Here is a 21,760-nt window from a genome sequence, read left to right as displayed (position 1 = left end):
AATTACCAAGTTTCTTCATCGGGATGATTGGAATTGCTCCAGATTTCCACATCTAAATCATTGAGATAAATCAGAGCCGTTTCAATCTGTTTACTTGTACCGTTAAGTTCTAAGTCAAACCAACCATCATCTAAAGTTTTAACACCCAACAAAGCGGCATTAAAATTCACCGTCAAACCGTATTCAGAAATCAGGTTAGAGATCACAGGTTCCTGATGGTATTCTTTAGGAACACGAATGCGAATGCGGGTTTGAGTTGGTCTGCTGTCACCACTATCAGAGTGGGGAATATCTGATTCGTGGGTTCTGTGAAAATCGCCGATCGCCTCAAATTCCGATTCGCTAGTATTGTTAGCTAACATTTGGGACTCCTAATTTTTGTTTCAGTTTACACTTTGCAGCAATATCTTGTAGAATGGGTCGCTGTGAGATTTTCGAGCTTCCAACCAGATTGTCGATAGCGCCGCATTTTACTAATGACTCGTTTGAGGGATGAGGTTCACAGCGCGCACCCTAATGACTAATGACTAATGACTAATGACTATTCTGCAACTTCTTTGATCCTAGTTTTTCGTTCTAAAATCTCCTTAAGCACGAGGGTAACAACTGCTAAAAGACCGAGAACTACCGCCGCCGAAAATGCGGCTTGCGTCGCGTACTGCTTGTAAGCATCCTCTACAAACAAAGGCAAAGTTTGCGTTTTTTTAGCAATATTTCCCGACACCACAGAGACGGCTCCAAATTCTCCCATTGCTCTAGCATTGGTCAAAATTACTCCGTAAAGCAATCCCCAGCGAATACTCGGAAGCGTGACATTCCAGAAAATTTGCCAGTCATTTGCTCCCAAAGTTTTCGCCGCCTCTTCTTGATCTGTTCCCACTTCTTCCAAAACAGGAATCACTTCGCGCGCCACAAAAGGCAAGGTAACAAAGGCAGTAGCTAGCACCATTCCAGGGAAGGCAAAAATAACCCTGATATTGGCCGCCTCCAGCCATGGCCCGAACCATCCCACTCGACCGTAAAGCAGTACAATCATTAAACCTGCAACTACGGGAGAGATGGCAAAAGGCACGTCTAAAAGGCTGATTAATAGCGTGCGGCCCCGAAATTTATTGCGACCAATTACCCAGGCTGCACACAAACCGAATACTGTATTTATAGGCACAACTATCAGAGAAATTACCAGGGTAAGTTGCGCTGCGTGCAGAAAATCCGGCGAAGTTAAGTTAGACAAAAATGGCTCAAATCCCTTTCTGAAAGCTTGATAAAAAACGTTGAGAGTGGGGATAAATAAGACCAGAGCGAGATAGCCGATCGCAATTCCGATCAAAGTTGGTTTTACCCAAGCTTTTTCCTGACTCCGGCTAGAACCACTGGGCGGAAATTTGTAACCAGCGGGTGAATTGATATTAGCCGTCATAGCGTCTTCTCCATGCTTGTAATAGATTTATGGCGAACAGCATTGCCAGGGAAATAGCTAACATGAAAGTGCCAATAACTGTTGCTCCTGCATAGTCGTACTGTTCCAACCTTTGGAAAATTAAAACTGGCGCGATCAAATCTTTGAACGGTATGTTAGAAGCTACAATTACAGTAGATCCGTACTCGCCAACCGCTCGCGAAAAGCCAAGTGCTACTCCGGTCAAAATAGACGGAAATAGTGGCGGCAAAACTACTCGCCAGAAGGTTTCAAATTGAGAAGCCCCTAAGCACCAAGCTGCTTCTTCGATATCTTTTTCCATTTCGTTTAAAACTGGCTGTACGGTTCTAACGATAAATGGCAAAGAAATAAATATCATCGCTATACCTACGCCCAATCGAGTAAACGATATCTTGATTCCCAAAGGTGCAAAAAGCGAACCAATCCAGCCGTTATCGCTGTAAACAGTGGCGAGAGTTAAACCTGCGACCGAGGTGGGCAGTGCAAAAGGCAAATCGACGATTGCATCGACAATCCGTTTTAAGGGAAAGTCGTAGCGGACTAATACCCAGGCAATTAATGTGCCGAATACTCCGTTAATTAATGCCGCAATTAATGCCGTAAAGAAGGTGACATCGTAGGCGGAAATGGCGATCGGACTGGTGGCAATTGCCCAAAATTCGGCGGGGTTGGCTGTGCTGGCTTTCAGCAGCATTGCTGCAACTGGGAGCAATAGCATTAAGCTGAGGTAGCCTAGGGTGATTCCCCAAGGTAATGTGATTTTGCCGATCGCCCTTTTGATATTTTCGATCGGAGATTGAGGGTTACTGATTGCAGATGATTCAGCCATAAGTCAATAGTTTTGAGTTGGAAAGAATAATTGCGCTCCGGGGCGGGTTTTACCAAAAATAATTGCCTAAAACCAATCATCTCGTAAACCCCCCCGGCCACTACTGTCTAATTGAACCTTGGATTTTGTCAAAAACAGCTCCATCATCGAAGAATTTCTTCTGAATATCTCCCCAACCTCCTAAGTCTTGAGCTGTAAATAGGGTTTTGATGGGGGCATATTTTTGGACAAATTCTGGTTCCGCCGCTACTGTCGCATCTACTGGGCGGAAGCCTACTTTGGCAAATTCTCGCTGAGCTTCTGGGGTATACAGAAATTTGACAAATGCTTCGGCGACTTCGCGAGTACCGTGTTTATCAACGTTTTTATCGACAATGGCAATCGGATTGTCGATCGAAACATTGACTTCGGGAATAGTATAAGTCGGTTTTTCGCCTTTCTCACCGGCCAGAAGAATCTCGTTTTCGTAGTTAATTAAGGCGTCACCTTGGCCTTGTTTGAAAAATACGTCGGTGGCTTCGCGGGCGTCTTTAGTCAGAATCGGGACGTTTTTGTAGACTTTGCTAGTAAAGTCTAATGCTTTCGTTTCGTCTCCTCCGGTTTTAACAACCGAACCCCAAAGTGCGAGGAAATTCCAGCGTGCAACGCCTGATGTTTTAGGATCGGCAGTAATCACTTTTACTCCGTCTTTGCTTAAATCTTCCCAGGTTTTGATGCCTTTGGGATTGCCTTCGCGGGTGACTATTGCTCCTACGGATTTGCTGACTATGCCTTCGTTAGGGACTTCTTTTTCCCACCCGGGCTCAATGAGTCCGGCTTTTTCGATTTTTGCGGTGTCGAGGGCGAGGGCTAGGTGTACGATGTCTGCTTCTAAACCGTCAATTACGGCCCGAGTTTGGGAACCGGAACCGCCGTAGCTTTGGTTGAAGGTGACGGTTTGGCCTTTTTCTTTTTGCCATTGTTCTACGAATTTGGGAATTATCGCTTCGTGGGCGGCTTTGGTGACGGCGAAGGATACTAGAGTTAATTCTACGTTGCCTTTGTTGGCTGCTGGGCTAGCACCGCCTGGAGTGGCTGCAGGATTGTTGGTGGTTCCCTGGCCGCAGGATGCAACGGCCAGACTTAAAGTTATTCCCACTAAAAATAGCGATACAAATCTTCTCATGGCAGTAAATGATTGATTTGTGCTGGCTGATCGCTGTTGCGGCCAGTAAAGGTGTTGAGTTAGGCGTTGCCACGGGCTCATTATATTTGTTCCTCTAGATAAACTACGGTTCTTGGGTAGGAATACCGTAATTATGGTTGTGAAGTACGATTATAGACAAGAGCGAGTCAAAAGGCAACAAAAAAAACAAATTGGGGGAACTCAGGGTCGATCGCATATCCTGAAGTCTTTTCCGTCGGTGCTTTGGATTCAGATTCGGGGTAAAATGTAAAGTGTATAAATACTCTTATTGAGTTAAGGTGCTAAGCTGGCGCGGCTGCACGATTCGCCTTATAGATAAGTAGTAGGACACAATTAATTACACAACACTCTTGGCTACAAGCCTTGTCTAGTAAAGAATCAGCAAAGAATCAGTGTGTAATTAATTCTGTTCAATTACTTACGTTGACCGATCGCCCAAATGTAGGGCTCATGCCAAGATCCCCCGCCCCATCGAGATATGCCTGAGCGAAAGCATCCAGGATACAAGCCCCCGGATTCATCCGTCCAGAAATAAAAAACCTGTATCCGATAAACTTGCCCCCGAATTTATCCGTGGGGTCAATGCTTCAATTCTAAAATCTAAAATCTAAAATCTAAAATCTAAAATCGATTGACTCGCGCGATCGCCCTTAAGTAAGAAAAAGTTTTAACTGGTATGCCCTTACCCCGCCCCGTCTCAGACACCCTAATTGAACTGTTGAAGCCTGTAGCCTCGGAATTGGGAGAAAGATTGGGAGCAAGCGCTGTCAACGAACGCTATGCAGAAATTGAGCCATCTGGTTCTTCAGCTTTGAACCAGCAAATCAAAAAAGACCCCCGCTGGATTAAAGCACAAGTGAGATATTTGCAGCGGCAGCAGGCCAGAGAACAAGAATTAATCGCGATCGCCGACGCAGAAGAAAGGGTAAAGGAAGAACGGGCTAATCGAATTAAGGCACAAGAAGTAAGAGATAAGCGGGCAATTAGCCGGCTTTGCCGCGACTTAATGCGGGAGTTTCAATCAGAAGCAATTCGAGTTAAGCTGAGCGAAATTCAAACAATTTGGGACAGGGACAACTGGTTTTCTAATTTGAGCAGGCAGGAAACTGAACAGATTTTGCAGCAGCAACAGCACCGATTGCTGCTGTTAGTTGCTCCCGCAAAAATTAGCCAAGATTGCCCCGATTCGTTTCGCCACAATCTGAATATCGAGCTGCCGGCTAAGTTAAGAGCTTTTTTGAACCAGCACTACCCCCCGCACGGAGAGTTGTGCCCGGTTCAGTTTTACGGAGACTATTTCAAAAAATCCATTTCTGATATTGATGTGGAGCGGTTGCAGACTGTGTTGTCTCCCGTACCGACAGCTATACTGTACAGCGATATCAGCGATTATGAAGTTAATTTTCATGTGGGTTTTTGGGGAGTCATCAATCAGAGCGTTTCTCTAGTGGCGATGCAGCCTTGGAATTGGGAAGAGGTTTATCATCAGTTGGAGGCGGAGGGGAAAGATCAAAAGCTGAGCCTGCGGATTATTCGGCAAATAATTGTGACTATTCACAAGTTATTGGCCGCTTTTTTAGCTGATTTGTATTATTTAAATATCGATTTTACTCACGAACCTCAGTTATTTAAATTAGAGGCGGAATTTGCTCATGAATGGTTTTCTAAAGATTGGGCCCAACCGTATATTGAAACTCTTAAAGAAATTCAGGAGCAGCAGCGAATAGTCTATAAGGGAGAGATGCGGCGGCTGGCGCTGCGAGAGGCAAAAGCTAAGGCGGAACGCCAGCGTTTGGAGGAGGCTGAACTCAAACGTAGAGAGGAAGCTGAGGCGGCAGCTAAGCGGGTGAAGGAATTAGCTCACAAATTAAAACATCAAAAATGGCGGTGTGTATATACGCTGCCGGGACATTCATCGTTTGTGAATTCTCTGGCGATTAGCCCTGACGGTAAAATTATGGCTAGCGGTAGTTGGGATAAAACTATTAAGATTTGGAATTTAGAAACAGCGGAATTAATTGGCAATCTGACGGGACATTCCGATCGCGTAAATTCGGTGGCTATTAGCTATGACGGAAAAATGTTGGTCAGCGGCAGTTCGGACGAAACAATTAAGTTTTGGAATTTACACAGTGGCGATTTGCTGTGTACTTTTCCAGGACATTCTATGGAGGTAAATTCGGTGGCAATTAACCCGAAGCGCCTGGTAATTGCTAGCTGCGGCGGGGCTGATAATACGATTAAGCTGTGGAATTTGCGGAGTGGTGAGTTGCTGCGGACTTTGAAGGGTCATTCTGACAATGTGAATGCGGTGGTTTTTAGCCCGGACGGTAAAATATTGGCGAGTGGCAGTTCGGATGCGACGAGTAAGGTTTGGGATGTGGAAAGTGGCAAGTTGCTGCGGACTCTTTCGGGGTTGAATGTTGGGGTGAATTCTGTGGCGATCGCCCCAGACGGTCAGGTTCTTGCTAGCGTCAGCAATGATTATACGATTAAGCTGCGGAATTTGCACACGGGCAGCTTGTTGCGGATTTTAAATACTAATTATGCGAAGGGAAAGGGTGTAGCCAATTTAGGAACGAATGAGGCGGTGCATATTTTGCAGAATTATGTGAGCCGAGGCGATTCGGTTGCTATCAGTGGGGACGGTTTGACTTTGGTTAGTGGCTGCGATGATAATACGATTAATATTTGGAATTTGCAGACGGGGGAGTTGTTGAGCAGTCTGAAGGGACATTCGGGTACGGTGTACTCGGTGGCGATCGCACCTTCGGGCAATTTGCTCGCCAGCGGCAGTGCGGATCAGACGATTAAGATTTGGCGCTGCGATTAGTTAATTGGCAGTGGGCTGTGGGCAGCGGGCAGACAATTCCGGTTTTGCCCTTACGGGGAGGGGTTTTGGGGGAATTTGAAAAAAAAATTGGCTGGGGGGGTTGCGCTGATGACTATAAGTTTGCTATATTAAGTTTCACTGCTGGTGTAACTCAGTTGGTAGAGTAGCTGATTTGTAATCAGCCTGTCGCAGGTTCAAATCCTGTCACCAGCTTTATAGCAGTTTTCAATCGGATTAAATATCGGATTAAATACAGTAGGGACATGGCAGTGCCGTGTCCCTATCTGATATGTGCTATTTTGTACCTTTGGGGCGGGCTCGCGTGCCCACCCCACAAGAGTTTCCCGAAAAATAGGTGCACAAGTTAAATGTGCGACAAATTACAAGGCTTAACCTAACGCAGCGCAGGCTTGTGTCAACCATTCAATTGTTGCTGCATCAAGTACCGGTTCCAGTTTCTCGACTACAGCAGCATGATAATTATTCAACCATGCTAGTTGAGTCTTTGACAGCCGATCGACATTTATTAATTTGCGCTCAAACGGAATATACGTCAGCGATTCAAATCCGTACCAAACCGTACCGTTTTTGGATGGCATTTCCCTGACAACATAGAGATTTTCGATGCGAATTCCGCCCCATCCCGGTTCGTAATATCCCGGTTCGATGCTCGTTACCATTCCGGCTTCCAAGGGATACTGCACAGATTTGCTGATGCCGTTTGGCCCTTCGTGACCAGCTAAAAATGCGCCGACTCCGTGCCCTGTACCGTGTCCGTAGTCTAGCTGTTCTTGCCATAATACCGCACGGGCGATCGCATCTAATTGCGCTCCCGTTGTTCCTTTGGGGAATTGCTGCATTGCACAGTTGATGTGCGCGATTAAGACTGTTGTGTAGTGTTCTATTTGTAGCGCCGTCGGTTCTCCGATACTTACTGTTCTCGTATCGTCGGTTGTACCTGCTAAATATTGCGCGCCTGAGTCAAGCAGCAGCAGTTCCCCCGGTTTTAACGTTATTTCTGGGCTGGGGGTTCCGTAATGTACGATCGAGCTATTGGCTCCCGCACCGGCGATCGTTCTAAAAGTTAAAGTCTGAAAATCTGTTTCTTGCTGGTAAAAATGTTCGATGCTTTCTTTGACATCAAACTCGGTAACTACCTTACCATTTTTTAGCTGTTCTGTCAACCACTTTAAAGTCAAAGTTTTCGCTCGACTTGCTTTGAAATTGGCTGATTTCATCTGCTCGATTTCTACGGGATTTTTGCGAGCTTTCATCCCTTCTACCGGATGTGTCTCAAAAACTATTTCGATGTTGTAAAACTGTGCTTCTTGATGGTTTAATATTAACTGGTACGTGCCTGCTGTGCTGTGTTTTGGGTCTAAAAGTACCCGAACTTTATGTGGCAAATTTACGCAAGTTTCTAATGTATGCGGATAGTCTGCGTAGGGAAGCAAAGTTACATCCGCCCTCAATTCTTGCTTGATTTCGGGGGAAATTCGTTCAGGATTTGTAAACAAAAACGCTGAATCTGTGGTGACAATGGCATAGGATATGAAAATGGGAATGTGGGGAATATCCGAGCCTCGGAGATTGAACAGCCACGCTATTTGATTGAGGTTGGTAATCGGAAGCACATCGATATTGGCTTTTTGCATCGCTTCCCTGACTCTGGCTAATTTTTCGGCCGCGGTTTCTCCTGTCAGGGATACAGGTAAGCTAAATATGGGATCTGCATCAATCGCGGGTAAAGTCTCTGCTGTTTGCCAAGGAGTTTGCGATCGCACTTTGTCGGTCAAATTCTCCCGGATTGGTATGAGTTCAATCTCCGCAGTGGCAAATTTTTTCACCCAATTTTGATATTGCTCTGTCGCTACGGTAAACGGGTCAAAACCCATGCGAATTTTAGTTGATTTTTTGGCTGATTCTACAGCCAATTTTTCTAAAGTTTCAATTAAGGTTAAATTTCCTTCTAAGCCGAGTTTCGATATTTGAATAATTCCAGTATCGACTTGCAATTCGGCTTGTTCGTAGTAGCGGGAATCCACAAACAACCAAGCGGAATCTTTGCCAACCAACAAATCACCAGCGGAACCCGTAAAACCGCACATCCAAGCCCGCCGCTGCTTAGCTGCTGGAACTGATAAATTTAAGTGTTCGTCAACCGCTGGGATGTAATAGCAATCTAATTCATAATCGGCCATCAAATCGCGCAAGTCTGCCAGTTTTGCAGCGGAGGTATCTTGAATATTTGTATTTGCTTTCAAGTTCGTGGCAACCATGTTTAAATTTCCTATTTTACTTGTTTAAAATTGTCTTCAAGCCTTTAACTAATCTCCTAATACCTGCGGTGGCGGTTGCTTTTTCCAAAGCACCATAAGCAACGCGCAAATAGCAGCCGCTATCCATGCCGAAGGTTGTACCGGGAAGCACTGCTACGTGATATTCGCGAATTAATTGTTCTACTAATTCCATTGTATCGAGTTCAGTATCAACTTTCAAGAAAAAGTAAAATGCTCCGCAGGCAGGGGAAATTGTACACAAATTTTGGATAGTATTGAGTTCGTCTAATACGACTTGGCGCACGGATGCGATCGCCCTTACATAATTATCGCAGTAACCTCTACCAACTTGCAAGGCTCCCAGCGCTGCATACTGAGAAATTACGGGCGGACAAATCAAGATTGTATCTTGAATCTTTCTCACTGAAACGAGCAAGTGTTCTGGTATTACCATATACCCGATCCGCCAACTCGCAAAACCGTAGGCTTTGGAGAGGCTAAATAGAGAAATTGTATGTTCGCTGCTGTGGGGAAAAGCGGCGGGGGAACAGTGTTTGACGCCGTTATAAGTAAAATATTCGTAAGCTTCATCGCTGATGTGATAAATGTTGTGCTGGCGACAAATTTCGTTAACTTCCCGGAGTGCTTCGAGCGAATAAACAACACCAGTGGGATTATTTGGTGAAATGGTAACTATGGCTCGCGTTTTGTCGGTAATTGCTTTTTTTATAGCATCGATATTAAGTTGATATTTGGCGTCGGTTTCTACTATCACTGGTCGGCAATTTGCCATAATAGCCGCCATTTCGTGGTTGAAGTAATAAGGTGATTGGATAATAATTTCGTCTCCCGCCGAGGTGATGGCGAGAATGGCGTTGGTAAATCCCATATTGCTGCCGGCAGTAACTACAATGCAGTTTTTCCTGTTAAGTTCTATGTCGTTATCGGTTTTAAGTTTGGCTGCAATAGCATCTTGTAATTGTGGAATTCCTTCCACGGCTTTGTATTTGTGATTATCGGTATTTGCGAAGAATTCGGGAATTCGGTCAAATGATTCTTGTGGCGGATGGTAGTAAACTACCCCTTGTCCTAAAGATATTGTTCCCGGATTTTTGCGGATCAGTTCGCCAACTACTGGAATTATTGGCGACTGTACCGATTGCATTCGAGTCGGGTGATTTTTCATCATATATCATAGGTAATTGTAGGGCAGGTTTCGTAATAATGTACGTCCTGAAGCAAGTTTACTATTTCACGCACTCGCCTCTCCACTTCAGGATCTATGTACTTCTATTTTAGAACCTTGCGGGGATTTAGAAACTTTAACTTGTGCGGGCAATCTTTCGCCCAATTCTCGAACGTGGGTAATCACTCCAATCAGCCTATCTCGCTGCCGCAAAGATTCTAAAATTTGAGTAACGCTTTCGAGAGTTTCGGTATCTAAAGTACCAAATCCTTCATCGAGAAATAAGCTGCCCAAGTGAGTTCCTTGAGACAGCTTTTCTGACAAAGCTAAAGCCATTGATAAGGAAGTGGCAAAGGTTTCGCCACCGGAAAGGGTTCGCACTCGTCTAGCTTCGCCGCCGTTCCAATTATCTGCTACCCAGTATTCGCCGTCTTGGTTTATTAGTTTGTAGCGATTTTCGGTTAATTCTTGCAAAATTAATGTAGCGCTGCCGACTAATTCTGCTTCTAAATGTTCTAAAATGTAGGATTGAAATTCGTTGGATTTGAGATTCTGCGCTAAGGTGTGATAAGTTTGCTCTTGTTCTGTGAAATTGGTGATTTGCTGTGACAGTCTTTCGGCTTGTTCGAGATTTTGGGCTGCTACTTGAATCCAAGCTAACAGTTCGGCGCGGTTGTTGTTGGCTTGTTTAAGGTTTTCTTGGGCGGTATGTTTTGCCGATCGCACTTGTGCTAAAGTATCCTCATCCGTAGTTCTGCCTGCGATCGCCTCGCTCAAATCTTTCGCCCGCGTCTCTAACTGAATTTTTGATTCGCGGTGAGAGCGAATAGCATTTTCCCATTCTGATTGTTCCTTAACTGTCGCAACCGCTGCTAAAAATGTCTCTTCTGTGAAATCAGCCGCCGTTAATTTTGCTGACCAATCGAGGTTTAGCTGCTGTTTATGAGCCTGGGCTTGCCCAAAAGCCTCTCCAGCTTGTTGCTCTCTCTCTGCTGCTTGAATAACCTTATTTTGAGCAGTTTGATATGATTTTTCGGCCACTTTCAGCAGATTGGCCAAGTCTTGCTTGTCTTGTTCTAAGACTTTTGCTAAATTAGCATAAGGTTGATATTCCGTAATTTGATAAAGCGCATTTACACAACTTTGGAACTGCTGCTGGCGGCGGTCTGATTCGGCGATCGCATCTTGATATTCCTGCTGTTTAGCTGCTTGAGTCGCCACCGCCAAATTAAATCTTTCCTGAAAATTATCATATTCCAATGATGCCAGTTGGAACTGCTGTTCGGTTTCGCGGTATTGGCGATCGCTCTCTTTAAGGATTGCCAACTCCTGCTGCAACCCCAAGCTTTCCCACTGAGAATCTTCCAGAACTTGAGTAATTTGCTGCTGCAATTCGGCAACTCTATTCCCCGTTAATTCCAGCATTTGAGCAATTTCCGACTCTTTTTGCTGGCAAGCTGAAACTGTACTTTTTGCCTCAGCAGCCAACCTTTGAGCATCTTGAAAAACCTGATTTGCTGCCGCCAATTTCTGCCGCAAATCAGCGACATCGACAATATTAGAATTCGGCAAAGGAGGCAGGTTCTCGCTCTCAGGATGCACCCCCCCGCACACCGGGCAAGTATCGCCAGAATTCAGCGACATTCTGATAGCAGCAACACTCTCTAAACGTGCCGCTTCCGCATTAGCGGTTTGGGCCACTTCTAACTCGCGGGCACACTCTTTTAACCTGATTTCGGCTGCTTCTAAATTAGTGGCAACCTCCACATAACTCTGTTGAGCTTTTTCCTTATCTGCGATCGATTTATCCAACTGTTGCTGCTGAGCTTTTCCCTGCTTGGTAATTAGCTGAAGTTCCATCAATAAGGGTGAAATTTGCTGCAATTGCTCTAAACGCTTCCCTCCCTGCGAATACTGTGCGAGCTGTGCCGCTGCTTGAGTAACTCGAAAACCCGCGCCTTGAATTTTAGTGTTAGCAGCTTGCAGTTCTTTATCTGCTGCCATAAAAAAGCGGAGTTTTTCCTGTTGAATTTTTTGGGCAAGCGCAACTTCTTTTTCTAATTGAGCGCGTTGTTCTTCATATACTTTAGCAGCAGCTAGAGCATCTTCGCGAGCCTTAATTTGTGGCGCTAGCACCTCTTCTTTAGCTTTTGCCCCGTCAAGTTGCTGCTGCTCTACTGCTAGCTCAGATCGAGCTTTAATTAACTGCTTTCGCGCTGCCACCGAGGCACTTTCGGCAGTTTCATAATGACTGCGAGCCGATCGCACTAAAGCCCAATCTCCCTGTAAATGATTGGCAGCTTGCGCTCTTTCTAAACGCTGTGCTAAAATTGCAACCTCAGCAGAATTAGCATTTAATTGGGTCAGTTGTTGTTGCAGCTCTTGCCAGCGAGCGATTTGCGAAAATAGCTGTTCCTCTTCATCTAGATCCTTCTGAGCTTTCATCACAGCGCGATCGAACTGGGGCAACTGCTGCTCTAAAATCAAAAGTTGCGATCGTCTTTGAGCCACCTCATCAGCCGTCGGCGCACTCAAATCCGCTAGCTGCCTTTCCACCATTTCCCGTTCCTGTTTCAGCAACTTTGCGAGTTCATTTGTTTCCTTCCGCATCTGCTCAAAAATCTCAAATCCCGCTAGCTGCCGCAAAATTTCCCGACGTTTGGATGTATCCCCTTTAATAAACTCATCAAACTTGCCTTGAGGCAGAACAATTGCTCGCGTAAAAGTATCAAAATCCATTCCTAAAATCTGTTCAATGGTATTTTGAACAGCAACGATACTCGTCCCCAAAGTTTCCCATTGACCATTTTGCCAGTTGTCCAAAATCACCTTATTTTCGGGAGATTTCGGACGAAAACGCCACCTTCGCGTCACCCGATACTGTGCCGAACCCACAGCAAAACGCAACTGCACTTTTAAATTCTCGCTACCTTGACTTGCCAAATCACTTACTTGTTTGCCACTGCGAGTAGTAGTGCCAAAAAGAGCGTAAGTCATGGCATCTAACAGTGAAGATTTGCCCGCACCTGTAGCACCAGTAATTGCAAACAAATCGAGTTGACCAAAATCTAAACGCTGTTCCTGGTGGAAGCTGGTAAATCCTTCGAGAATAAGTTCGAGTGGACGCATATTGATTTTAGTTTTAGGATTTGGGGTTTTAGATTGTTATATTCAGGTCTACAGTCTTCCCTATCCCCACTACCCCCCCTTAACAAGGGGGGGGACAAGAGTATTATCAAAGTCCCCCTTCTTAAGGGGGATTTAGGGGGATCTAGACTCGACTACAAGCGACATTGAGCGTGGGTTTCAGTCTTAACACTATTTGAAATTTGAGATTTTGGATTTTGGATTGTATCTTTTTACCCATTTAATTGTTAACTGTTTCCTTAAACTTCTTGTACAAATTTTTAAATTCCTCCAATACTGCCAGTTTCGGTGTCGTTCCCAATCGGTTTTGATAATAGTTGCAAAACTCGGTTGCCGGATCGAAATTATTGGGATCGATATTAGTTATTTCTGTTGCTTCTAGCGCTGCATCTGGATAGCGCGGTTCAATTAACAGCGCTTGAGAACAGATTTGGCGCACACGATCTGCAAGTCCGATTTGCGGACTGTCTAGTTCGACAATTACTTTCAAGAAACCCGGATGGTACTGATGAGCTTCTAAAGTTTCATCAAGATTGTCGTTATGACATTTAAGCACTTTTAACGGCTTGTGGCAAGCCACAGGCTTAAATTCCACCTTTGCCTGACTTCCCGGCTCAACTTCTATCAAGCAAAATCCTTTTTCCTGTTCCGCTTCTCCAAAATCTAACTGAATCAAAGAACCGGAATAATAAGCGGGAGAAGTCTCAGAAATCCGTTGGTGAATGTGGATGTGTCCGAGGGCAACATACTGAGCTTCCGGGGGCAGAGTTTGCGAGGACAGCAGGTATTTTTCTCGCGTGTAATAAGCGGCTTCAGATTTTGCCAATCGAGCGCCGTCAATGCTCATGTGTCCCATGAGAAAATTGACAGTATTGTCTCTAAAATCTCTGGTTAAATCTTCGAGTAAATATGCTACGATTTCGCGGTAATCTTTTCGGCGATCGGCATCGCCAGACTGCCAAAGAGAATTAGCATCTAACAGTCTTTGTTCGGAAGCAAAAGGCATCGCTCCCACACAAAGTTTACCGCTTTTTGTATTAAGAGTAATCGTGCCACCGTCGGCGGAAAGCCTGGGTTTGCCTAAAGCGCGCACACCGGCGAGAGAAAGCAATTGCGCGATGCTGTCGATGCGGGATGCCGAATCGTGATTACCGGCGATCGCAATTGCGGGAATTCCTGCTGCTTGGAGTTCGCAGAAAAAGTTATAAGCAATGCGTTCGGCGTAAGCGGGAGGGTTGGGCACGTCGAAAATGTCGCCGGCAACGAGCACAGCATCGACATCCAATGCTTTTGCTTGCTTCAAAATCTGTTCGAGGGCGATCGCAATTTCAAAAGTGCGATCGATCCCTCGAAAACGTCGCCCTAAATGCCAGTCAGCAGTATGAATTATTCGCATAGTACAAGGAGTATTTTGTTGATTTTAATAGAAACGCGCCACTTTTCAATCTTCCTCATTTTCTTGAATTTCTGTTTCAATCTCATCAGGATATGCCTCAGCATAAGCCCAAGCATTCGCCAAGTCAGCGGCACGCAGAGTCGGATAGTCTTCTAGGAGTTCAGCTTCAGAAATACCTAAACGGCGAGCATTCACCAGCACCCAAACAGGAATTCGCGTTTGTCTGATGCAAGCATCGCCGCCGCACACGCCGGGAGTCTTTTGAATTCCCGACCAAAATTTTCTTAAACTTTGGGCTAGTAATTCTATAGCTTGAGCCTTCTCTTCTGGAGTTAAAGCCAAGAGTTGCGGTTGCAATTCTTTCAGTGTCATCTTTGCAATTATTGAGGTCATGAATATTAATTTTTTTTGCCATACAGGTATTCTAGCACTGGTGGCTAAATCAAAACTTTCATTCCACAGGCTTCACATCGTGAAACCGAGTATAATCAACCACCCGCCCTCCCGTCGCCGATTTCAAAAAAATATCTACAAACCGCATATTCCACATAATTTCAGATGCCACAAAAGAATGTCGCGCATGAATAGTTTGCGAAACAGTTTCATCAATTCCTGTTAACGTAATTACAATTTCCGCTTGCTGTTCCATCAAGTCTTGAGCAGTAAGTTGGTACAAAGGACTGCTCTCCTCAATTGCGTGCATAACCGTCCAAGTTAATGCAAAAACCGGAGAGTGACTTCGCACCAATTGCAAATCGTAAAAACGCCGCATAAATTCTCCTTCCGATGTTACCTCGTCACGGATCAAAGTAGCTCGCTGCTGCGCTTCTAAAATTTGGTTAAAACGCTGATTTGCAGTGCGGTACATCAGAGTCGGAACGCCGTTAAAAGGAGCGATCACAGCTACGCGGCTGAAGATAACTCTAGCTGTTGGTCTGGAAAATCTCGAAAAAGCGAGTCCCGTCACCATCGCGACTCCCCACAAAGCAAAAAGCGCTTGGATCGCGACTATAGTATTAGCGTAATCCGTGCGCGGATACATAGAGCCGTAGCCGATCGTCGCCATTGTTTGGATGCTGAAATAAAAGGCATCTGGGAAAGAACCCGGCCGCGCGTTAGCAATGCAATCTCCTCCCGCCAAGTAAGCTAAGGCAAATAAAGAATTCGTGACTGTATAGGAGAGACAAATCAGGATGAAAAATTGTGGCCAAGAAAGAGTTAGTAGCCTGTGGTAGAGGTCGGCAAAATGCAGGCGCGGTACTCCCAACTTGACAATATTTAAGGGCAATTGTCCTTGGCGGCTGACTAAACGAGCCTGTGGCTGGTGGTTGCGGGGAATTTTCATTGCGATTTGTAACTGCGGCTGTTTCAATTTGTAACTATTGCTTTGACCGGGAAAACTTATCCTTTAGACTGATGTCTGATTCCAAAAATTCGGATAAAAGCGGAGTTTAGAAATGGTTGAGCTTAACTGGCATGACTATCTCGTTATGGTTTCTTTTGTGGCTTCTATTGCGGGTCTAGTCCTGCTGGGTGATAATCGCAACTCGCAGCCAACGGACGAGCGCACTTTGAGCGAAGAAATCCTAATCAAGATGAGCTTTACTTACTGGATAGTGTACTGCATCTCTTTTTTCGGGCTAAAACTTCACCTACCAGAAGATAGCTGGTTATTGCTCAGTTTGAAGCTGACTACTGTTCTTTCTTACTTGTTGACTGCTTCTAGCATACTCAGTCTGCCGCTGCAACGCATGGCTGTTCGACAAGTTGAAGATTAAAAAAAGTGTTTGTAGTGAGGACTTCAGTTTTTTCGATCGCGGTGAAGAAAAACTCAAGTCCTGACTGCAAAGCTATTTGAGTGATATTACCGGGCAATAAGCTCACAGTTAGCTGTGAGTATGCCACAAACTCGGTTGCTTAGGATTTAAAGCCTTTAGAGCTTTTCTTTTTCTCCTGCGGTTTAGACTTTGACTTATTAACTTCGCCTAAAGCTTCCTGAAATAAGTTGTGCAGGTGCACGGGAACGCTTGCAATTTCGGGGAGTTCGGGTTCTAAGGGTTTTTTAAACTCTTGCAGCAAAGCATCTAAATCGCGTTCGATCTGAAAGTCTTTACGTTCCAATACAGTTTGCAAAATTTGTTCTAATTTCGTTGGATTAACTTTAGCTAACCGTTGCCAAATCCAGACATTAATTCCAGCATCTTCCAGATAGTTACGCACCAGCTTTTCGTAACCGGGAACGGTTGAAAAATCTTCGGCTGCTAGCAGTGCAGTAAATTGAGCGTAAGTAGACAAAAAGGTTTGTCCCCAGCGTGGATGAGAAAGTGCTGTCACCTGTTCGGCTTTCTTAAAGCGATCGGGCAATTCAACTTTCGGCATTACCATTTTTGAGTGAGGATCGCTATCGATCCCTACCTCCACTGAAGACGGATCTGCACCGGCTGCTGCTATAGCTGCTGCTTTAATTTCTTCTGCATCGACTCCGGCATCTTCAACGATATCCGCCAGAGATTTACTTTCATCAATGCCGATATCCGCTAGGCGTTTTTTAGTGATGAATTCCTGAAATTCAGCCAACTGTTTATTCAGGTGATATCCCGATAGCGTAACTTCCTCGCTGCCAAAAAATTCGGTAAAATCTTCGTGGTACTGTTCTACCGAATGCCAAGCTTGCTCTAACAATTCCGGCGCATCGCTGTATAGGTTATGTTTGTGATTTTGCTTGAAATTGCCGATCGCCACCGCCAACTTCGGCTTGCCCAATTTCCCCATCGGTATCGGAGGGCCCGATAGTATCCACCAGTCATCGGTGAGAGGAGCAATCCGAGCCCGCAAGATTTCTCCTAACTTAAAGCGAGACATTTCTGCAAGAAAATTAGAACTGTTGGGCTTGACCACGTAGTGCTTAGCCGTCAGCCAGTTCATCAGTTCAAACCTGTCGGGGGAAAGTTGAGTGATTTCAAATAAGCCGGTGAAGCTTCTGTGTTCCCAACTTTCGAGCAAGCTACGATCGCCCTCGGTTAAATCTGGCTGACTTTCGACAAATAGCTCGATCGGGGTTTTCTCTCCGACTTTACCTTCGATGGTAAAACTGTCAATCACTTGATTTTGCTGAGCAATATCGTAGCGCTCGCCGGTGGATCGAGCTGCAGCATAAGCTTCCAAAGCTACGGCCAACTCTCCCTCAGCATCCAGCACAAAGTCAATTAAATTTTGCTTGAGTGTCCAAGCTCTTTCCAACATTTCATCCACAAGTAATACCAATTTTGAATGAGAGAATTTAGATTAACAATTATCGGACTTGAAGCCACCGACGCTTTACGATCCGGCTCCGATTGAAGAAAGCGCATCGCGCTCGATGTCTCAGTCCTGAATAAGTTTAATTTTAAGGCTAATAGTCAAAAAAAAATGTTAATCTCAAACGGAATCCTCCCGATTTGGTAAAAAGCATTTTTTAGGAGTGCGATCGTCCCGCACAGCAAAGCCTCTACGTCTCTAGCGAGTTCTCACAGCGAACCGTCCTGTGAAATAAGAATCGTGCTGAAAAATGCGATTTCAAGGGAGCATAAAAATACCCTCTCCGATATAGAGAGGGGCTTAAAATCCCCAAAAACTTCGCTAAACTCGCGTTAAAAACTGTGCTATCTATCAACAACAGTCCAAGACGCTGCAGCCGGGTTTTTTTGATCAAACACTTCACTCCATTCCGGTACCCGGCTAAAAATAACCGGAACGCTTGAGTTTGTGTGTCTCCAAGACAGAGAAATACTTGGCGTAAGCCCTTAGCGGCCGTCTTTGTCAATGTCGCCAGGAACAGCCCGTTCCACCCGATCCCAAGCGTCGCGCGTGGCGTGCTTAGCTTTTTCCCAACTCACTTTAGACTTACCGCGATTTGTTTCGTAGTCGCGCTGCAAATCCGGTTCGATCTCGTTGAATTTCTTACCAGTAGAGCCATAGCGGCTGTATCCCTCATAACCGGTGCGGTATGCAGGCTGATAGTCTTCATAAGTTGCGCTAGTGTCCACGTAAGGACGGGAACTGTAGTTGCTTTGCCAGTAAGCATCTTCTACCGTGGGGTCGATCGCCTCGCCCACACCTTTGCCCACCAAACCGCCGCCAAACGAACCCACCACAGCGCCGACAACTGCTCCTACAGGCCCGCCGATGGCACCGCCGATCGCAGCACCCGCAGCACCGGCACTCGCCGCACCGATACCCGTTGCCACTGGATGAGCCCCTGTTTCCCCCGAAAGCGGGTCGAGGTTAGCATCAGGTTCATGTACCGTTTTTTTGTCATCGCTCATGATATTTTTTCCTTTTATCTAAATGTAACTATTATTGAATTTACCTTTTAAATTCATATCTATTCATCTGCCTTAAGGATGAATCTGCTAGCTTAAAAAGAAGGGAAATGAGAACATACTTTTTGACTCAAAAACGAGTTTTACACGCTACTCTTAAACAATAAGGTGCGCCTCGGCGCACCCTAGATAATTCTTTTCAAGTGAGTTCTGAACTCGGCTCAAATGTCTACTCGCTGAAGCTGTGTATTTACCAGCAACTTGAGTTAGATATAAATCTCTTGATTTATTAGTTGCCCGTGACCTTTTCGATCAAATCTTCAGCTTTTTGAACTATTCCTTCTTGCGGGTGTTCTCCCTTGTACTCCTTTAAGCTTTCGTCGTAAGCTTTCTCAACCTTTGCAGGATTTTGAGAGGTTTTGACTATTTCTTCGTAAGCTGCTTGGGGATTGAGATCCTCGAAACTTTCTGCGGGGTCAGTAATTTTAGCTTCTGGCGGCGCCTGAGTTCTGTCTTGGCCTGCGTAGGCAGCCTGACTGGGTACTACCGCTAGACTTAACAGACCAATGAAAGCCAGGGTACAGACCAGCAAAACGCTTTGGCTCAATGTTTTTCCGAGAGCTTTGAAAACCCGCTTCATATCAACTTCTCCTCGTATTTTTCCGCAAAAATTATGGTGTTTGTCGCCCCTTCACTGCGATCGCACATTTACAACCTTGGTTCAAGCGCAATCTTTGTCGCAGCTACCGCATCTAGAGCGAGCCAAAAGGGATGTTTCCCGTGACATCCCATATCTTAAGCGCCTGCTTGTTACTATTACTTCTACCAAAAGATAGATTAGTTATACAAGCGGAACTCATCTCCTATGATGGGCGCTCGCAATTCCTGCGAGGAACCCTATCTAGGGGTTTTTTCATCAATTACGAAGCCCCTGACTCTTCTTTTTCGGCGCGTCTTTCGCATCTTCGCAGTTCTGGAAAAAATTCCATTTTTGAACATTTTAAATTGCTATAAATAACCTAACTCACTACAAAACCACCTGCTCTATCTCTAGGTTTCTGTTCTGCATAGCTCGTTCAAATAGCTCAGTAGAAAGAGCTTGCTCTACCGACCAAACGCCCGGTTTTTCCAGTTTACGTTCTAACATTAATTGAGCTATGCTGCCAGTACCGATGCCCGTAGCGACGGCAGCACTGGGGTGTACCGCTGTCGAGCAAACTTTAGTCGGTTTGCCGTTTTTGAGACCAGTCACTTGCGATCGCACTGCCACACCAACCCCACTAAAACTATTAGTAACACTGGTCATCCCATAACTGACATAGGAGAGAAATTCAATCACGGAGTTATTTTTGAGCCAGCTAGCCGGCCAATACTTGGCAACAAACCACGTAAGGTGATTGTAAAGGTCGGGAGACGTACCGAATTTAGTCACAACTGATTGGACGGGGAAAGTTTCGGGCAAAGTGATTGCTTCCGGCATATCGAACCAGTAAACCCCTGTGTTGCCGTAGGGTGCGGGAAATTCAATTGTTTCGCGATCGCTGTAGGGTTGTACTTGCTGCCACTTGCGATCGGCCCAAACGTCAAAAGGGGTTTGCAAACCTAAAAAAGTGGTTCTCATGACGGTAACGCCAGCGCCGCCCGAACCTCCGACAACATAACTCAAATGGATGTGTTCTGCTTCATCTAATTGTTCTACATCTCGCCGCACCATGCTATTAGAAACACCGGGAAAAATTCCCGTATTAATAATAGCCGTTATCCCAGCATTCTTAGCAGTTTCGCGCAACTCTAAAGCCCTGCGAGTAAAACTGCGGCTGTCGCTGACATCAGTATAATTAACGCCTGCTTCTATGCAAGTTTTCAATACACTGGCGTCTCGGTAGTGAAAAGGACCGGCACAGTGAACGACGAGATTAGAGGATGAAACCGCTTGGTGCAGGGCTGCACTGTCTGCTAAATCTAAAGTTTGGAAATGCACCCGATCCGGCGGCAATCCCCGCCCAATAGAGGCTTCAGAATTGCGTCCGGTAACAGTAATTTCCGCGTCGGTATGGGTAACAAGGTCTTGGGCAACGCTGCTGCCAATTCGTCCCCGACCGCCGACAATCAAAACTCGGTTTGCCATCGCTAAAAAAAGGGTAACGCCACTTCTCAGTTTCTCAAATTGGGGCCAGCGTTTTCATCCGCATAAAGTATGAATTGAGGAGAATGCGAGATGCTGGGGGATCGGCGGCGATCGCCCTGATCCAGAGATGGGCAGGGGCGAGAGACAAAGAGAATGAGTTGTTAATTTAGTTGCCCGTACTAGCTTTACAAATCGGGAGGAACAATAAACCCCCAAGAAGTAACTCTGACTCGCTCTAGCCCTAGAATTTTAGCAATCTGAACAACTCGATCGTATTTTTTCGCTTCCAGGATTGTTTTTAGCTAGATGTTTCAATGCCTCATATTTGATTGATTCATCAGTTATCAATAGAGCAAATTTTTAAATTTTATCCAAATAGTTTTGGGGGTTTTTTGAATATACCTCTTGCCAACTAATTTTAGTTAGGCTATAAAAAAATTGCTTAATGGGAGCAGAGTGGGGAGCATCTCACCTGGGCAGCCCAGCTAAAAATTGGAGGTGGGAACCCGATCGAAATCGTCGCCGCTGTTATGGTCTCCGTTGTAATTTGTTGTCAGCACTTTACAATTATGAGATCGCGAAGGGGACTAACAGAAACAGAAAAACTTTACCTCCGAGGATTGCTTTCCGGTTGCAGTCCCGCCGAAATCGCTCGCCAACTGTTTCAGAGTTCCAAAAGTGCAGAATTTTATTTATGTAAAACTTTATACCAATATGTTAAAAAACTCGCAGATGTACCTAACGAACCTGTAGGAAATTGGCGCAATATTTGCGATCGGCTACAGAAAGCCGGATAGAAAATTCTGTCTTTTCCTGAATTTAAAATAAATAATTCTGTACCCACAGAAGCATTAGTAAAAATAGTTGGTATAGGTGTGATTGAGAAAAATACAATATCAATTGATATTAACATTCGACTAGAATTCCCATCTACTGAGGAAACTCCGAAAAAAGAAGATTTGGATAAAGACGATTAGATGGGCGATCGCACTTGGGGACAGAAACGGCTATCGCCCCTGCACAGAGAAGCAAAA

At 45.2% G+C, this 21,760-nt stretch carries 17 protein-coding genes and 1 tRNA gene; 4 read left to right on the top strand and 14 right to left on the bottom strand.

The features are described 5' to 3' along the window. Window positions 1–2 precede the first annotated feature (2 nt). The 4 genes from QUA03_RS06085 to QUA03_RS06070 form a co-directional block, all read right to left on the bottom strand. Entirely contained in the window at window positions 3–362 is a 360-nt protein-coding gene (locus tag QUA03_RS06085; RefSeq protein WP_333210550.1) for an NIL domain-containing protein, read from the bottom strand. Between the two features lie 179 nt (window positions 363–541). Continuing rightward, a complete protein-coding gene (cysW, locus tag QUA03_RS06080) occupies window positions 542–1,420 on the bottom strand; it encodes a sulfate ABC transporter permease subunit CysW (RefSeq protein WP_333210548.1) in 879 nt (292 codons plus the stop codon). Then, window positions 1,410–2,270: a sulfate ABC transporter permease subunit CysT gene (gene cysT / locus QUA03_RS06075; RefSeq protein ID WP_333210546.1), complete on the bottom strand. Its 861-nt coding sequence runs from the start codon at window positions 2,268–2,270 to the stop codon at window positions 1,410–1,412. Before cysT ends, cysW begins: the two co-directional genes overlap by 11 nt. 100 nt (window positions 2,271–2,370) lie before the next feature. Continuing rightward, window positions 2,371–3,516: a sulfate ABC transporter substrate-binding protein gene (locus QUA03_RS06070; RefSeq protein WP_333210545.1), complete on the bottom strand. Its 1,146-nt coding sequence runs from the start codon at window positions 3,514–3,516 to the stop codon at window positions 2,371–2,373. A 616-nt stretch (window positions 3,517–4,132) separates the two neighbouring features. On the opposite strand from QUA03_RS06070, the gene QUA03_RS06065 reads away from it, so the two are divergent. Together QUA03_RS06065 and QUA03_RS06060 are read left to right on the top strand one after the other, a co-directional pair. Beyond that, complete coding sequence (locus QUA03_RS06065; RefSeq protein WP_333210543.1) at window positions 4,133–6,289, top strand: WD40 domain-containing protein; 2,157 nt, start codon at window positions 4,133–4,135, stop codon at window positions 6,287–6,289. A gap of 140 nt (window positions 6,290–6,429) precedes the next feature. Beyond that, window positions 6,430–6,502: transfer RNA gene (locus QUA03_RS06060), tRNA-Thr, on the top strand. Between the two features lie 176 nt (window positions 6,503–6,678). Here QUA03_RS06060 and QUA03_RS06055 read toward each other — a convergent pair. The 6 genes from QUA03_RS06055 to QUA03_RS06030 form a co-directional block, all read right to left on the bottom strand. Next, entirely contained in the window at window positions 6,679–8,568 is a 1,890-nt protein-coding gene (locus QUA03_RS06055; protein WP_333210541.1) for an aminopeptidase P family protein, read from the bottom strand. A 16-nt stretch (window positions 8,569–8,584) separates the two neighbouring features. Continuing rightward, complete coding sequence (locus tag QUA03_RS06050; protein ID WP_333210585.1) at window positions 8,585–9,754, bottom strand: pyridoxal phosphate-dependent aminotransferase; 1,170 nt, start codon at window positions 9,752–9,754, stop codon at window positions 8,585–8,587. A gap of 87 nt (window positions 9,755–9,841) precedes the next feature. Beyond that, window positions 9,842–12,883 (bottom strand): SMC family ATPase, encoded by a 3,042-nt coding sequence (locus tag QUA03_RS06045; RefSeq protein WP_333210540.1) that lies wholly within the window; start codon window positions 12,881–12,883, stop codon window positions 9,842–9,844. Window positions 12,884–13,121: 238 nt separating this feature from the next. Beyond that, entirely contained in the window at window positions 13,122–14,297 is a 1,176-nt protein-coding gene (locus QUA03_RS06040; RefSeq protein WP_333210538.1) for an exonuclease SbcCD subunit D, read from the bottom strand. A gap of 45 nt (window positions 14,298–14,342) precedes the next feature. Next, window positions 14,343–14,669, bottom strand: a complete 327-nt coding sequence (locus QUA03_RS06035) for a DUF433 domain-containing protein (RefSeq protein WP_333210536.1) — start codon at window positions 14,667–14,669, stop codon at window positions 14,343–14,345. A gap of 79 nt (window positions 14,670–14,748) precedes the next feature. Further along, on the bottom strand, window positions 14,749–15,642 hold the full coding sequence (locus tag QUA03_RS06030; protein ID WP_333210534.1) for an ion channel: 894 nt from the start codon (window positions 15,640–15,642) through the stop codon (window positions 14,749–14,751). A gap of 145 nt (window positions 15,643–15,787) precedes the next feature. Here QUA03_RS06030 and QUA03_RS06025 point away from each other — a divergent pair, with 145 nt between their 5' ends. Next, on the top strand, window positions 15,788–16,075 hold the full coding sequence (locus QUA03_RS06025) for a hypothetical protein (protein ID WP_333210533.1): 288 nt from the start codon (window positions 15,788–15,790) through the stop codon (window positions 16,073–16,075). 139 nt (window positions 16,076–16,214) lie between these two features. Here QUA03_RS06025 and QUA03_RS06020 read toward each other — a convergent pair whose 3' ends face one another. The 4 genes from QUA03_RS06020 to QUA03_RS06005 all read right to left on the bottom strand — a co-directional run bounded on the left by QUA03_RS06020 (window position 16,215) and on the right by QUA03_RS06005 (window position 20,726). Then, window positions 16,215–17,549, bottom strand: coding sequence for a hypothetical protein (locus QUA03_RS06020; RefSeq protein ID WP_333210531.1), 1,335 nt, complete (start codon window positions 17,547–17,549; stop codon window positions 16,215–16,217). A 530-nt stretch (window positions 17,550–18,079) separates the two neighbouring features. Further along, complete coding sequence (locus tag QUA03_RS06015; protein ID WP_333210530.1) at window positions 18,080–18,601, bottom strand: hypothetical protein; 522 nt, start codon at window positions 18,599–18,601, stop codon at window positions 18,080–18,082. Between the two features lie 286 nt (window positions 18,602–18,887). Then, complete coding sequence (locus QUA03_RS06010) at window positions 18,888–19,238, bottom strand: hypothetical protein (protein WP_333210528.1); 351 nt, start codon at window positions 19,236–19,238, stop codon at window positions 18,888–18,890. 387 nt (window positions 19,239–19,625) lie between these two features. Next, window positions 19,626–20,726 carry a saccharopine dehydrogenase NADP-binding domain-containing protein gene (locus QUA03_RS06005; protein ID WP_333210527.1) on the bottom strand — a complete coding sequence of 367 codons (1,101 nt, stop codon included), beginning with the start codon at window positions 20,724–20,726 and terminating at the stop codon, window positions 19,626–19,628. A 569-nt stretch (window positions 20,727–21,295) separates the two neighbouring features. On the opposite strand from QUA03_RS06005, the gene QUA03_RS06000 reads away from it, so the two are divergent. Beyond that, the gene (locus tag QUA03_RS06000; RefSeq protein ID WP_333210525.1) at window positions 21,296–21,523 is read left to right on the top strand and encodes a hypothetical protein; all 228 of its coding nucleotides are present in this window, start codon (window positions 21,296–21,298) and stop codon (window positions 21,521–21,523) included. Window positions 21,524–21,760 lie beyond the last annotated feature (237 nt).

The sequence above is a fragment of the Microcoleus sp. S36b_A4 genome, assembly GCF_036700645.1.
Lineage (GTDB): Bacteria > Cyanobacteriota > Cyanobacteriia > Cyanobacteriales > Microcoleaceae > Microcoleus.
Note: the sequence above shows the minus strand (reverse complement) of the source record. Positions and strands in the feature narration are given on the sequence as shown.